10 protein-coding genes are annotated in these 13,335 nt (G+C 72.7%); 8 read left to right on the top strand and 2 right to left on the bottom strand.

What is annotated here, in order from left to right; genetic code table 11:
- Positions 1–52: 52 nt before the first annotated feature.
- Positions 53–982: a LysR substrate-binding domain-containing protein gene (locus tag ACIQV3_RS10020; RefSeq protein ID WP_403711566.1), complete on the top strand. Its 930-nt coding sequence runs from the start codon at positions 53–55 to the stop codon at positions 980–982.
- Here ACIQV3_RS10020 and ACIQV3_RS10015 read toward each other — a convergent pair.
- Positions 979–1,404 (bottom strand): pyridoxamine 5'-phosphate oxidase family protein, encoded by a 426-nt coding sequence (locus tag ACIQV3_RS10015; protein WP_403711653.1) that lies wholly within the window; start codon positions 1,402–1,404, stop codon positions 979–981. The genes ACIQV3_RS10020 and ACIQV3_RS10015 overlap by 4 nt on opposite strands.
- A 214-nt stretch (positions 1,405–1,618) precedes the next feature.
- On the opposite strand from ACIQV3_RS10015, the gene ACIQV3_RS10010 reads away from it, so the two are divergent.
- The gene (locus ACIQV3_RS10010) at positions 1,619–2,233 is read left to right on the top strand and encodes a cysteine hydrolase (protein WP_403711564.1); all 615 of its coding nucleotides are present in this window, start codon (positions 1,619–1,621) and stop codon (positions 2,231–2,233) included.
- Positions 2,234–2,500: 267 nt separating this feature from the next.
- Here the strand turns inward: ACIQV3_RS10010 and ACIQV3_RS10005 are convergent, their stop codons facing one another.
- On the bottom strand, positions 2,501–3,358 hold the full coding sequence (locus ACIQV3_RS10005) for a helix-turn-helix transcriptional regulator (RefSeq protein WP_403711562.1): 858 nt from the start codon (positions 3,356–3,358) through the stop codon (positions 2,501–2,503).
- A 731-nt stretch (positions 3,359–4,089) separates the two neighbouring features.
- Here ACIQV3_RS10005 and ACIQV3_RS10000 point away from each other — a divergent pair.
- The 6 genes from ACIQV3_RS10000 (at position 4,090) to ACIQV3_RS09975 (ending at position 13,198) form a co-directional block, all read left to right on the top strand.
- Positions 4,090–4,827, top strand: coding sequence for a 4'-phosphopantetheinyl transferase (locus tag ACIQV3_RS10000; protein WP_403711560.1), 738 nt, complete (start codon positions 4,090–4,092; stop codon positions 4,825–4,827).
- A gap of 410 nt (positions 4,828–5,237) precedes the next feature.
- On the top strand, positions 5,238–6,584 hold the full coding sequence (locus ACIQV3_RS09995) for a cation:proton antiporter (protein ID WP_403711558.1): 1,347 nt from the start codon (positions 5,238–5,240) through the stop codon (positions 6,582–6,584).
- The gene (locus ACIQV3_RS09990) at positions 6,577–9,687 is read left to right on the top strand and encodes a LuxR C-terminal-related transcriptional regulator (protein WP_403711556.1); all 3,111 of its coding nucleotides are present in this window, start codon (positions 6,577–6,579) and stop codon (positions 9,685–9,687) included. Before ACIQV3_RS09995 ends, ACIQV3_RS09990 begins: the two co-directional genes overlap by 8 nt.
- A gap of 9 nt (positions 9,688–9,696) precedes the next feature.
- On the top strand, positions 9,697–10,020 hold the full coding sequence (locus tag ACIQV3_RS09985) for a PadR family transcriptional regulator (protein WP_403711554.1): 324 nt from the start codon (positions 9,697–9,699) through the stop codon (positions 10,018–10,020).
- On the top strand, positions 10,017–10,697 hold the full coding sequence (locus ACIQV3_RS09980; protein ID WP_403711552.1) for a hypothetical protein: 681 nt from the start codon (positions 10,017–10,019) through the stop codon (positions 10,695–10,697). The genes ACIQV3_RS09985 and ACIQV3_RS09980 overlap by 4 nt, the downstream gene beginning before the upstream one ends.
- Before the next feature lie 263 nt (positions 10,698–10,960).
- Positions 10,961–13,198, top strand: a complete 2,238-nt coding sequence (locus ACIQV3_RS09975) for an MMPL family transporter (protein ID WP_403711652.1) — start codon at positions 10,961–10,963, stop codon at positions 13,196–13,198.
- Positions 13,199–13,335: the final 137 nt, after the last annotated feature.

Here is a 13,335-nt window from a genome sequence, read left to right as displayed (position 1 = left end):
ACCTCGTAGGACAAGCGAAAGTTGTTGGGGGTGACGTCGTAGGATCGCTTACATGTTGAACTTGGAGCGGCTGCGCACCCTCGACGCCCTCGCCCGCCACGGCTCCGTCAGCGGCGCCGCCGACGGGCTCCACGTGACCACCTCCGCCGTGTCCCAGCAGATGGCCAAGCTGGAACGGGAGGTCGGGCAGCCCCTGCTGGCCAAGAACGGGCGCGGGGTCCGGCTCACCGACGCGGGCCGGCTCCTCGCCGAGCACGCGGCCCGGATCATCTCGCAGGTCGAGCTCGCCCAGGCCGACGTCGAGGCCCGGCGCGGGTGCGCGGTCGGCGAGTTGCGGATCGGGGCCTTCCCGACCGCCATGCGGGGGCTACTGCCGCAGGTCCTGGCGCGGTTGCGTGCCGAGCACCCCGAACTGCGGCCCCGCGTAAGGGAGCAGGAGCCGGGGGAGAGCATGGCCGCCGTGGTGCGGGGCGATCTCGACATGGCCCTCGCCATCGACTGGCACAACAAGCGGCTGCCGGTACCGGCCGAGCTCACGCGGGCCCATCTCCTGGACGACTCCATGGACATCGCGGTGCCGGCGGGGCATCCGCTGGCCGGCCGCGCCGGGATCTCCCTGGCCGAGTTCGGGGAGGACGACTGGATCTCCTGGACCGAGGGGCAGTTCTGCCACGAGTGGCTCGTCTCCACCCTGCGCGGCACCGGAATCGAGCCCCGGATCGCGCACATCGCGGAGGAGCACCACACGCAACTGGCCTTCGTCCAGGCCGGCCTGGGGGTGTGCGTGGCCCCCCGGCTGGGACGCGGCCCCGTGCCGCCGGGGGTCCGGCTGCTGCCGGTGTCCGACAGCGTCCGGCGCCACGTGTACGTGGTCTGGCGGGCGGACGCCGACCGCCGCCCGTCGATCCGGGCCGCCGTCGAGGCCTTGCGGAGGGCGGCCGCCGCCGCTGCCGGGGAGGGCGGGGCGGCCGACAGTCCCTAGATCTTGCGGAAGTCCCAGGACACGATCGAGTCCGGTGTCAGCCGGATCCAGGCGTGCCGTCCGTCGTGCGGCATCTCCGTGATGCCGAAGTTCTTGACGGGGAAGAGGCGCTCCGCCTCCGCCAGTTCCTCGCACGGCTCGCCCGTACGGGGGGCCTCCCCCACGAAGACGGCCGTGCCGGACAGCTCGACCCCGCGCAGTTCGTCGTAAGCCTCGCCGGAGTCCACGACCACCGAGATGCGGGGGTCCTTGCGGAGGTCGGACCAGCGGCGGCTGCGGGTGATGGAGTACAGCCACAGGGAGGTGCCGTCCCAGACGAACCAGAGCGCGCCCACGTGGGGGCGCCCGTCGGGGGAGACCGTGGCCACCCGGCAGGTGCGCTGCTCGCGCAGGAAGGCGTTCGTCTCCTCGTCGGTCATCATGATGCGGCGGCCCCGCCGCTGCGCCCTGTCCGTGGGCGTGCTGGTGGCGGGTGTGCTGTCCACGGGTGTGCCGTCCACGGGTGTGCCGTCCACGGGTGTGCTGTCCACGGGTGTGCCGTCCATGGGGGTGCTGTCCATCTGATCCGTGCCCCTTCACATCTGACTATGTGTCAGGAATCATGCGTGCTCTTCCGTCGCCACGCCAGGGGGAGCCATGCCCGATCTCGATCCCGCCACCACCGCACTGCTCACCGTCGAGTGCCAGAACGGTGTCGTCGGAGAGGAGAGCGCACTCCCCGAACTGGCGAAGGAGGCGCGGGACTCCGGCATGCTGGACCGGGTCGCCGCGCTGGTCGAGGCCGCGCGCGGGGCCGGGGTACAGGTGCTGCACGCGGTTGCCGAGCGGCGGCCGGACGGGCTCGGAGCCAATACCAACGCGCGGCTGTTCCGGGCCGCGGGGAAGCTGCCGGTGCGCCAACTGACCGGCAGCCGGGCGGTGCAGGTCGCCGCGCCCCTCGCCGTCGCCGAGCAGGACCTCGTGGTGCGCCGGCTGCACGGGCTCTCCCCGATGGCCGGCACCGACCTGGACGCCCTGCTGCGCAATCTCGGCGTCCGCACCCTCGTCGTCACCGGGGTCTCCTCCAACATCGCGATCCCGAACACCGTCTTCGACGCGGTGAACCTCGGCTACCAGGTCGTGGTTCCCTCCGACGCCATCGCCGGGGTGCCCGCGTCCTGCACCGCCGAGGTGATCCGCAACTCCCTCTCCCTCGTCGCGGCCATCACCACGGCCGAAGTGCTCATCGCCCAGTGGGCCCCGGCGCGCTGACCTCCGTAACCCCCGGGAGCTAGGGGGGTGTTGTTAAGGCCCGGTAAATCGCGGCGGCACAGAACAGGGGTTAGTCGCGGCGTGCGGGACGCGTAGCGTGTGGATCGGAATCCGCACGCCGTGTGCGTGACGGCCTACGGGGAGGTCGAGGAACGTGCCGGGAAACGTACCGGGAAACGTACCGGGGGTCGCGCCCGGGGTCGCGCCGGGGAGCGCGCCGAGGAACGCGGGCGAGGGTTCACCCGGGCTGCGCGGCAGAGCGCGGCCTCATACGGCTGCCAGCCGGCCGCCCGGCGCGGAGCGTTCGTAGGGGATCCGGTGGAGGGGTCGTGCCCCCCAGCGATCGGCCGGCCCGGACTTCGGCTCGGACGGTGACGGTGACGGTGACGGCGACCGCGAGGGGTGCGGGCCGATGCCGGGCACGGCGAGCAGGACCGGCGGCCGGGTCCAGTCCTCTTGGCGCACGGCCATGTCGATACGGGTGCACGCGTCGGCATCGACCCGCACGGGGCCGCTGGTGCCGACGAGCAGCGGTGGATCGCCGTGCGGGCCGCTCGCGGTCCGGACGCCCGGACCCACCGCGTGCAGGTACCAGGTGCCCGGCGGAACGGCGGGCAAGGTGAAGGTCCCGGCCCTGTCGAGCCGGGACCAGGCCTGGGGCCGGCCCTGGAGGATGGGACTGTCGAAGACGCCGATGTGCAGGGGCGGCAGCGGTGTTCCCGTGACGAGGGCCGTCCCCGCAATGGATCCGAGAGGCCCGGGCGGAACGGGTAGCGGGATGACCGGCGGATGCTCGGCGGGGTCGCCCTGGCCAATTTTTCGGAATTGGGTGGGTGAGAGTCCGACCGAAGCCGTGAAACGCCGGGAGAACGTGCTCGCGCTGCTGTAGCAAACCTGTGCGGATATATCGGCCACATTGAAGTCGGTATTGACCAGAAGGCGTTTTGCCTCATGGAGCCGCACGGCACTCAGGAATCGTCCGGGTGTCACGCCCGTGGTCCGCTGGAATACTCTGAGGAAATAGAATTTGCTCATCATGGCGGAGCGGGCGAGATCATCCAGATAGATGGGCTCGTGGTAGTTCTCGCGGATAGTGGAGATTGCATGCCGAGTGAGGTGGATCATTTCTCTGGTACTCCCTGCTGTGATCTGAAGACACAGCCCTACCGTGAGCGCGGCGCTGGGCTCACGAAAAGGTGCTGAGGAACGTAGACCCCGTGAGAGCGGTCGGCCAGGACGCGGTATCCGGCGCATGCCGAACCGGCGGGCGGACTCCATGGGTGGAGCTGCGGGGCTGGGACCTGGCGAAACGGTGGCTACCCGCTCTCTCGCCAGGCGCACGTGGGCCCTGCCGGCGCCGGCGGTGACACCGGGGCCGGGAACGGTATTCGGCTGAAACCGGCCGACGGTTTCGGAAAACCGGACGCTCGCCCTTAAGGTTCCAGGCGGCCGTCGCCCGTTCGAAAAGATCTCAAACAGCGAGATCGCGTGAAATGTTCCAGCGAATCGCTCTGGATCGATCCGCGGTTCACGGCACCGAAGTCGGAACTGGTGGCGATTCTTTCCTTGGCAGACACTCGGCAACCCCCGTTGCGTAAATTAGGACGCCTTTGAGCCTCGCACAGCTAGCCACCTCGAGGCAATAGGGTTACGGTCATTTCCGGGGCGCCGGGAGTGGCCCCGTTGAGCATTTTGGAGCGAATCGCCTCGTGTATGGCGGGTGTCGCTCCGTCATTCAAGGAGGTGGATGTGGCCGTGATCGTTGCGCATGCGTACGACCGGGCGGGTGTCGATCGGTCGATAGCGGGAAATTTATTCCGAAATGCGAACGGCCCGGATCCGGGCAGGGAGCGCCCGTGATCGAGGAGCTGCTCGCGCCGGTGGTCGCGGCCGTCTCCACGCGCGGTGACGTGCCGGGCGCAGGCCTCTACCCGGAAGAGGAGGCCCTCGTCGGCAGGGCGGTGCCCGAGCGGCGGCGGGAGTTCGCGACCGGCAGGCACTGCGCCCGGCGGGCGCTCGGCCGGTTCGGTATCCCCGCCGGCCCCATCCTGAAGACGGAGCACGGAGCGCCGTGCTGGCCCGAGGGGATCGTCGGCAGCATGACGCACTGCCCCGGCTACCGGGCCACGGCTGTCGCGTGGCGACGCGACGTCCTGGCGCTGGGCATCGACGCCGAACCGGACCGGCCGCTCCCGGACGGGGTGCTCGAGGCCGTCACGGTGGCCGGCGAACGCGCCGCGCTCGTCGGCCACGCCGAGGCCCGTGCCCGTGCCCGTGCGAACGCCCATGTCCCTGCCCATGGGCAGGGCCGTGTGTCCGCGCAGGTCCACTGGGACCGGCTGCTGTTCAGCGCCAAGGAGTCCGTCTACAAGGCGTGGCATCCGCTGACCGGCCGTCGGCTGGACTTCACCGACACGGCCCTCGACTTCGATCCGGCACGCGGTACGTTCACGGCCCGGTTGCTCGTACCGCCGCCGGTGCTCGCCGGGCACGGTCCGCTGACGGAGTTCCGCGGCCGCTGGGCGGCCCGGGACGGGATCGTCGTCACTGCCGTGGTGGTCCCCGCCGCTCCTGACGCGGGCGTGCTCCGGTGAGGTGAGCAATCTCGGCGATGACAGCACGGCGACCCGGACCGCAGGCTTGAGGAGCCGGCGGGGGACCGGTGCCCGCCCTGGGTGCAGCGCCCCGGCCGTACCACGCGGCTCGCAGACGGGTCCGTCGGCGGAGTTCCCCGGCGGTCGATCACGCCCACGGCCCATCCCGGGCCGCCGGGCCACGGGCCACACGGGCCACACGGGCCACACGGACCGAGCGGGAGCCCGGCCGCGGTCCGGCGAGGTCCTGCCGTGCGGCCCCGAGGGCGTCGGGTTCCTCCTTTCGCGCCGGGGCCGCACAGCGCGGGCGCGCGGGCCCCGCGCACCGCCCCCTCGTTCTCGTGAGCGGGGCGCCCGTCCGGCGGCCGCCCCTTCCCACCCGACGACAGCAGATCGAGGTCTGTACCCAAATGACCAGTCATCAAGTGCAGTTGTTACTCCTGGACATCGCGCTGATCCTGCTGCTCGCCCGCGGGCTGGGCGCGCTGGCCGCCCGCGTCGGCCAGCCCCCTGTCGTGGGTGAGATCCTCGCCGGGATCCTCCTCGGGCCCACCCTCTTCGGCGACCTGGTCGCGGACCACCTCTTCCCGGCCGACGTACGGCCCCTGCTGGCCGGCCTGGCGAACGTCGGGGTCGCGCTGTTCATGTTCGTCGTCGGTCTGGAACTGGAACACCGCTTGCTGCGGGGCAGGGCCCGGGCAACGATCGGAGCGGCCGTCGGGTCGACCCTCGTGCCGTTCGCCCTCGGCACCCTCCTCGCCCTCTACCTGCTGCGCAACCACCCCACCGAACAGCGCGCCGCGTTCGTGGTGTTCGTGGGCCTGTCGGTATCGGTGACCGCGTTTCCCGTCCTCGCCCGCATCCTCGACAGCCGGGGGCTGTCCCGTACGGCGATCGGAGGCCTCGCGCTGGCCACGGCGGCGGTCGTCGACGTCGTGGCCTGGTCGGCCCTCGGCGGCGTACAGGCGGTGGCCGGCGGGGCCGAGGGCTACTGGCTGGTGGCCCTGCTCATCCCGTTCGCGGGAGTGCTGCTGGCCGTACGCCCGCTGCTGCGCAGGGCGTTCGCGCCGGGCGGCATCGAGAAGCCCCTCACCCAGACGATTCTGTCCCTCGTGATCGTCGGGGCCCTCCTTTCGGCGGCGGCCACCGAAGCGATGGGGATGCACTACATCTTCGGCGCCTTCCTGTTCGGTGCGTTGATGCCCCGCGAGGGTGTGGACGTACTGCGCGAGAAGATCCTGGAACGCACCGGGCAGATCACTTCCCTGCTGCTCCCCGTGTACTTCGTGGTGGCGGGCCTCAAGGTGGATCTGCGGGGCGTGGGGCTGGAAGGCCTCACCGAGTTCGGCGTCATCCTGCTCGTCGCGGTCGGCGGGAAGTTCGGCGGCACCTATCTGGGTGCCCGCTCGCAGGCCCTGGACAAGAGGGACTCCGCCACCCTGGCGGCGCTGATGAACACCAGGGGCCTGACCGAGCTGGTCATCCTCGGAGTGGGTCTGGAACTCGGCTTGCTGGACGGCTCGTTGTATTCGCTGATGGTCGTGATGGCGCTGGTGACGACGGCGATGACGGGACCGCTGCTGTCCCTGATCGGCGCCAGGGGCGGCCCGGCGCCGACGTCCGGCGCATCGGTCGAGGGCACCGCGCCCGAGGGCGCGGCGGGGGAGGGCGCCGCGGGGGAGGCGGGACCCCAGGACGACAAGGGACCCGAGGAGGGTGTCGGCAGCGCGGGACGGGGCAGCCGTGCGCTTGGCTGAGCGGGATCGTGAACTCGCCGAACTCGTCGGGGTGCTCGACGAGAGCTCCCGGGGACGGGGAAGCGTCGCGCTCGTCCAGGCGGGCATCGGCTGCGGACGCACCGAGGTGCTCGATGCGCTGAGGGACGTCGCGGCCGGGCGCGGGTTCCTCGTCCTGAGGGCCACCGGCTCCGGGCCGGAGCGCCGCGTGCAGGGCGGCGTACTGCGCCAACTGCTCACGTACGCGGACGTGCCCGTGGGCCTCGCCGATGGTCTCGCCGGTGGTGTTGCCCGTGAGCCGGGCCGGGGCGCTGCCCCGGCCCGGTGGCCGCCCGACCCGGAGGGCGCCGCGGCCCTGCACGAGCTGTCCGCCGGGATCCTCCGGACCTCCGAGCGGACACCGGTCCTGCTGTGCGTGGACGACATCGAGTTCGCGGACCCCCTCTCCCTGCACTGGATCCTCCAGCTGGTACGGATCCTGCGCTCGTCCCGCGTCGCCCTGGTGGCCGCCGAGCGCACGCCGTCGCGATCGGACCAACCGCAGCTGCACGCCGAACTGCTGCGGCAGCCGCACTACCGCCGGATCGTCCTGGAGCCCCTGTCCCCGGCGGCGGTGGCCACCGTGCTGGCCGGGCACCTGGGGGCGCGGGCCGCCGCGGCCCTGGCCGGGAGCTGCCACCGGATCAGCGGCGGCAATCCCCTGCTCGTCCGGGCCCTCGCGGAAGACCAGCGGCACTCCGCCCCGCCGGGCGCGGCCCCGTACGAGCCCGTCGTGGCCGGGTCCTACGCGGACACCGTGCTGAGCTGCCTGCACCGTGCCGGCCCCCTCGCCGTACGGCTGGCCCGGGTGCTGGCCGCACTCGACGGCGCGGAGGCGGACACCGGGCTCGCGGCCCGGCTGCTCGACGAGGAGGCCCGGGCCGTCGAGGAGTGCCGAGGAGCGCTGGAAGCGGCCGGGCTCCTCGACGGCGGGCGCCTGCGGCACCCCGTAGCCCGATCGGCGGTGCTGCGGGGCCTGTCGGAGCCGGCCCGCCGGGAACTGCACCGCAGGGCTGCCGAGTTGCTCCACCAGGACGGGGCGATCGCCCTGCGGATCGCGCCGAACCTGCTGGCGGCCGGGCGTGAACACCCCTCCTGGGCGGTGCCCGTACTGGAGGAGGCCTCGGAACGCCACCTGGAGGCCGGCCGACCGCAGGACGCGCACGACTGCCTGGACCTCGCCCTCGCCGTGAGCCGCGACGACGGCGAACGGGTGGTCCTCAGGGCGCGGCTGGCCGCCCTCGCCTGGACCCTCGATCCGAGGCTCGGCACCCGGCACCTCGGCGAGCTGACCGGTGCGCTGCGCGACGGCAGGCTTCCCGGCCGGCACGCTCTGGCGCTGGCGAGACGTCTGCTGTGGCACGGCCGGTTCGAGAAGGCGGTCGAGGCCGTGGAGGCCGTGGAGGCGGCGGGGCGAACGCGGGGTCCCGGGCAGGGCCCGGACCCCGGTCGGGCGACCACCGAGGAGGTACGCGCCACCCGCGGGCTGCTGTCGGCGGCCTGCCGGCCCACGGCAGCCGGAGCCGGGACGGCCGACGCCGGGCTCACCGACGCCGGGCTCGCGGGTGCCGGGCTCGCGGGCGCAGGGACCGCCGGTGCCGGGACCGGCGCCGTGTCCATCGGCGGCGATGCCAGGATCCGGGCCGCCGCGGCCCTGTCCGACGTGCTCGCCCACGGCCCCGGCGCCCCGGGGGCCGCCGATGCGGAGGAGGCCCTACGGGGCATGCGGCTCGGCGGGCACACCCAGGAGTGGATCGTGTCGGCCGTCACGGCGCTGGTCCTCGCCGAGCGGCTGGAGGCTGCCGAGAGCTGGTGCGAACCCCTGCTGGCCGAGGCCCGTGGCCGCCGGGTTCCGCTGTGGGAGGCGGAGTTCACCGCGCTACTGGCCGGCATCCGGCTGCGCCAGGGGGATCCCCGCGCCGCGAGGAGGCTGGCCGAGGCGGCGCTGGCCCTGGTCCCGGCGGAGAGCTGGGGCGCGGGTCTGGGCGGGCCGCTGTCGGTCCTGGTCCGGGCCGCCACCGAGACGGGCGACCACGAGGCGGCCGTGCGCCACCTTTCCGTGCCGGTACCGGACGGGATGTTCTCGACCCGCTTCGGGCTGGACTACCTGCACGCCCGGGGCCGCCACCACCTGGAGGCCGGGCGCCCCGACGAGGCCCTCGGCGACTTCGCGGTCTGCGCCGGGCTGATGCGCGGCTGGGGATGCGACCGGCCCGCCCTGGTGCCCTGGCGGACGGAGTCGGCCCGCGCACACCTTGCACTGGGGGACGAGGCCGCCGCCCGGGCCCTGGCCCTCGAACAGCTCGCCCTCACCGGACCGGAAGGCACCCGGACCCGCGGGCTCACCCTGCGGGTCCTCGCCGCCACCGCGGACGTCGCCGAGCGTGCGGCCCTGCTGACCGAAGCCGTGGGCGTCCTGCGCGCGGCCGGTGACCCGCTGGAGACGGCCGGCGCCCTGGCGGACCTCGGCCGCGCCCACCTCCGGGAGGCCAGGCCGGACAGGGCCCGGGCGGTGTTCGAGATGGCCGCGAGGCTCGCCGGGCGGTGCGGGGCGCAACCGCTGGCGACCGTACTCGCGGCGGAGCTGCACCGTCTGGGGCCACGCGCAGGACGGACCGCGGACGGCGGATCTGGCCGCGGATCTGGCCCCGGATCTGGCCACGGATCTGGCCACGGACCGGGCCCCGGACCGGGCCACGGACCGGACGGCGGACCGGACGGCGGACCGGACGGCGGCGCCGACGTTCTGGAGCTGCTGAGCGAAGCGGAACGGCGCGTGGCCGCGCTCGCCGTGGGCGGGCACACCAACAAGGAGATCTCCGAGCTGCTCGTCGTCACGGTGAGCACGGTGGAACAGCACCTCACGCGCATCTTCCGGAAGCTGGGAGTGAGGGCGCGCAAGGACCTCCCGCCGGAGATCGGGACCGACCCGCTGGAGACGGGCCCGGCCGCCGACGGTACGGGCGCCGACGGCGGACGGCCACGCCGGCCACGACGGCCACGCCGGCCAGGCCGGCCGCGACAGCCACGACGGCCGGGACGGGCGGCCGAAAGCGCCGGGTCCGATTCCGGCCCCGATGTGTAGTGTGGCGACATGAAGGCGGAGACCTTGCGAGGCAACCTGGAAGGCATGCTGCTGTCGGTGCTGGAGCCCGGAGAGCAGCACGGCTATGCCGTCATCGAAGAGCTCAAGCGGCGCAGCGGTGAGGCGATCAACCTGCCCACGGGGACGGTCTATCCGGCCCTGCACCGGCTGGAGGCCGCGGGGCTGGTCGGCAGCGAGTGGTCGACGTTCAACGGCCGGCGCCGCCGCAACTACTTCCTCACCCCGGCCGGACGCCGCGCCCTGGCCGACAAGCGCACGGCCTGGCAGGAGGTCTCCTCGGTCATCTCGGTGGTGCTGGGAGGCGGGGCGTGACGGAAGCGGCGGTATTACAGCGCTACACCGAGCACATCGCCGAGCACCTCGTCGGACCGTCCTCCAGGCGGTCGGCGATCCTCGACGAGGTGCTGGACGGCCTGGAATGCGCCACCGAGGGCAATCTGGAGCTCTGTCCCGACGTCGAGGAGGCCGCGCAGCGGGCCGTCCAGGAGTGGGGGCCGCCCACCGAGGTCGCCCGGGCCTACAACGACGCCACGCTGCGCATCAGCGCCAACCGCCTGTCCGCGCGTGCCGTGTGCGCGATGCCGCTGCTCGCGGCGACCTGGGCGTCCGCCATGCTCGGGGGCCCGGCCGGTCCCTGGGCGTACCGGCATCCGCCGCTGCTGCTGCTGGGGCTGTCGGTCGTCGCGTTCGGCTGTGTGCTCTCCCTGGCGGGAGCCGTCTCCGGCCTTCGCAAGGGCAGTGGAATCGAGGCGGCGGACGCCCGGCGGGACCGCGGGGTCACGACCGGGACGCTCGCGGCCCTCATCGGACTGCTCTCGGTGCTGGTCGCGCTGATCCTGCTGATGCTCAACCGGGGGCTGAGCCATCCCGAGTCCCTGGACTGGCCGATGGTCTCCATCGCGGCGACCCTGACCCTCCTGGCCGGCGCCTACTTCGGACTGGCGCTGAAGCGATTCCTCTCGGTCATGCGGGGAGCCGGATCCCCGTAGCAATCCGCAACCATGCATAACACCGCGTAATACCGCGTAATGCCGCGTAACAGCGCGATCAGAGCCCCCGGTGGGGGCGGCGTCCATGGACGCCGCCCCCACCGGGGGCTCTTCGTGTGTCCGGGGCCGGGTCCGCGCTCCGGCAACTTCCCTGTCGGGTCACGGTTTTGTGTTGCGGTCGCCCCACCGGGGGGCTACGTTGACCACTCATGTGTAGCGTGGCTACACAATAGCGTCGCTACAGGAGGTGTGTCGTGGAGCGCATGACGCGATGGGTGCTAGCCCATCGGCTGCCCGTGGTCCTGGTCTGGGTGGCGTTCACCCTGGTCGGTGGAGCCCTGTCCAGCAGCACGATCGAGAAGCTTTCGTTCGAGTCCCGCCTCCCGGACAAGCCGGCCCAGGTGGCGAACGACACCCTCGCCCAGCGCTTCTCCCAGACCGGAGGAAAGAACGCCCCGCTGCTCCTCGTGGTGACCGTGCCGGACGGCACGACCGCGGACAGCGAGGACGTCCGCAAGGCCTGGGGCGACCTGATCGCCAAGGTCACCCCGCAGGGCGGCCGCAGCGTGTCCTACGCGAACACCGGCGACGACTCCCTGATCTCCGGGGACAAGCGCACCACCGTCGCGCTGGTCTACCCGCCGGCGAACCGCACCAACATCCCCTACGAGCAGTCGCTCCCGGCGATCAAGCAGACGGTCGAGCAGGCGAAGATCGCGGGCGCCCCGGTCGAGCTGACGGGCCAGCCCGTCCTGTCCGGCCGCGACAGCGGAGCCCAGCGCAGCCCGATCTACGAGACGCTGATCGGCGCCCTGGGTGCGCTGGTCGTGCTCGGCCTCGTCTTCACCAGCGGCCTGGCCATCGTTCCCCTGCTGATGGCCGCGGTCGCCATCCCCACCACGTTCCTGCTGGTGCGCGGCATCACCGGGGTCACCGACGTCTCGTTCATCGTCCAGTTCCTGGTGGCCCTCATCGGTCTTGGCATCGCCATCGACTACGCCCTCCTCGTCGTCACCCGCTGGCGCGAGGAACGGCAGAAGCCCGGTGCCGACGGCCCCGATCCCGCCGCACGCCGCGAGGCGGTCGTACGCTCCGTGGCCAGTGCGGGCCACGCCGTCGCACTGAGCGGCGCCACCGTGGCGATCTCGCTCGCCGCGCTCGTGGTCCTGCCCGTCCCCTTCCTGCGCAGCGTCGGCTACGCGGGTCTGCTGATCCCGCTCGTCAGCGTCGCGGTCGCCCTGACCCTGCTGCCCGTCCTGCTGTACTCGTGGGGCGACAAGCTCGACCGGCCGCGCCGGGCGCACCGCCCGGACAGCAAGATGTGGGGCCGGATCGCCGGGGTCACCACACGCCGTCCCGCGCTCACCGCGGTGATCAGCGGTGCCCTGCTGCTGGCCCTGGCGGCGCCCGTACTCGCCCTGCAGCTCGGGCAGCCGGCCACCGTGACGCTCGCTCAGGGCGGACAGCCCGCAGCGGCCTTCCAGCGGATCGTCGACGCGGGCTTCGGCGAGGGCATCGCACGCCCCCTCGAGGTCATCGTGGACGCCAGTGGCAGTGACGCCATGGACAGTCGGCTCGGCGGTCTCGAAGGCGTCGCGGGCTCCGTGGCCCCGGCGGACTGGGAGCGCGGCGGCCAGCGCATCGTCGACGTGTGGACCAAGGCCGACCCGTCGAGCGACGACGGCCGGGACACGGTGACGGCGGTCATGGACACGGCACGGGAGACCCCCGGCGCGCTCGTGGGCGGCGGACCCGCCCAGGACGTCGACTTCATCGACGCGGTCTACGGATCCCTCGGGCTCATCCTCGTCTTCGTCGCCCTGCTCACCTTCGTGGTGCTGGCCCGGACCCTGCGCTCGGTGGTCCTTCCGGTGAAGGCCCTGATCCTCAACGCGCTGTCCACCTGCGCGGCGTACGGCGTGGTCGTGCTCGTCTGGCAGGAGGGCTACGGCAGCGAGGCGCTGTTCGACACCCCGGCGATCGGGGCGGTGACCATCTGGATCCCCATGGCGGTCTTCGCCTTCCTCTTCGGGCTGTCCATGGACTACGAGGTGTTCATCCTCCACCGCATCCGCGAAACCCATCTGGAGCTGACCGCCAAGGGGGTGCGCGACACGGTGATCCCCTCCGTCGTGACGGGCATCAGCCGGACCGGCCGGCTCGTGACCTCCGCGGCACTCATCCTCTTCCTCGCCTTTACCGCACTGGCCAGCATCCCCATCACCGACGTGAAGGTGTTCGCCACCGCGCTGGCGGCGGGCATCATCATCGACGCCACCATCGTCCGGGGGCTCCTCACCCCGGCCCTGGTCACCCTCCTCGGGCGGTCCAACTGGTGGTTCCCGAACGCCTTGGGCCGCCTGCTCGTCACATCCCCCGGACGAGCGGCCGGCCCGAGGTCAGACCCCGCCGGTGACGCGGCGGCAGGGGACGGGGGCGAGGCGGCGACGCCGACCGCCGCTCCCCCCTCGCAGACGGCGGGCCCGCGCGGCCGCGGCTGACCGCGGTGCAGGCCGGCGCGGTGCGCCGGGCCGGCCTGCACGTGCTTTGTCACGCCTTCATCGGCATGGACAAGGGTGGTCGTGCGGCCGCCAGGCTCAAGACGGCGTCCGCTACCAGACGACTGCGAAGGGAACCG

Source organism: Streptomyces sp. NPDC099050, assembly GCF_044759865.1.
GTDB lineage: Bacteria > Actinomycetota > Actinomycetes > Streptomycetales > Streptomycetaceae > Streptomyces.
Note: the sequence above shows the minus strand (reverse complement) of the source record. Positions and strands in the feature narration are given on the sequence as shown.

Excerpts from the sequence above, each read along its gene's own strand:
- ACIQV3_RS09995 (WP_403711558.1), top strand. The coding sequence starts at position 5,238 with ATGACCAGTCATCAAGTGCAGTTGTTACTCCTGGACATCGCGCTGATC.
- ACIQV3_RS10015 (WP_403711653.1), bottom strand. The coding sequence starts at position 1,404 with ATGATGACCGACGAGGAGACGAACGCCTTCCTGCGCGAGCAGCGCACC.
- ACIQV3_RS10005 (WP_403711562.1), bottom strand. The coding sequence starts at position 3,358 with ATGATCCACCTCACTCGGCATGCAATCTCCACTATCCGCGAGAACTAC.
- ACIQV3_RS09985 (WP_403711554.1), top strand. The coding sequence starts at position 9,697 with ATGAAGGCGGAGACCTTGCGAGGCAACCTGGAAGGCATGCTGCTGTCG.
- ACIQV3_RS09975 (WP_403711652.1), top strand. The coding sequence starts at position 10,961 with ATGACGCGATGGGTGCTAGCCCATCGGCTGCCCGTGGTCCTGGTCTGG.
- ACIQV3_RS10010 (WP_403711564.1), top strand. The coding sequence starts at position 1,619 with ATGCCCGATCTCGATCCCGCCACCACCGCACTGCTCACCGTCGAGTGC.
- ACIQV3_RS10020 (WP_403711566.1), top strand. The coding sequence starts at position 53 with ATGTTGAACTTGGAGCGGCTGCGCACCCTCGACGCCCTCGCCCGCCAC.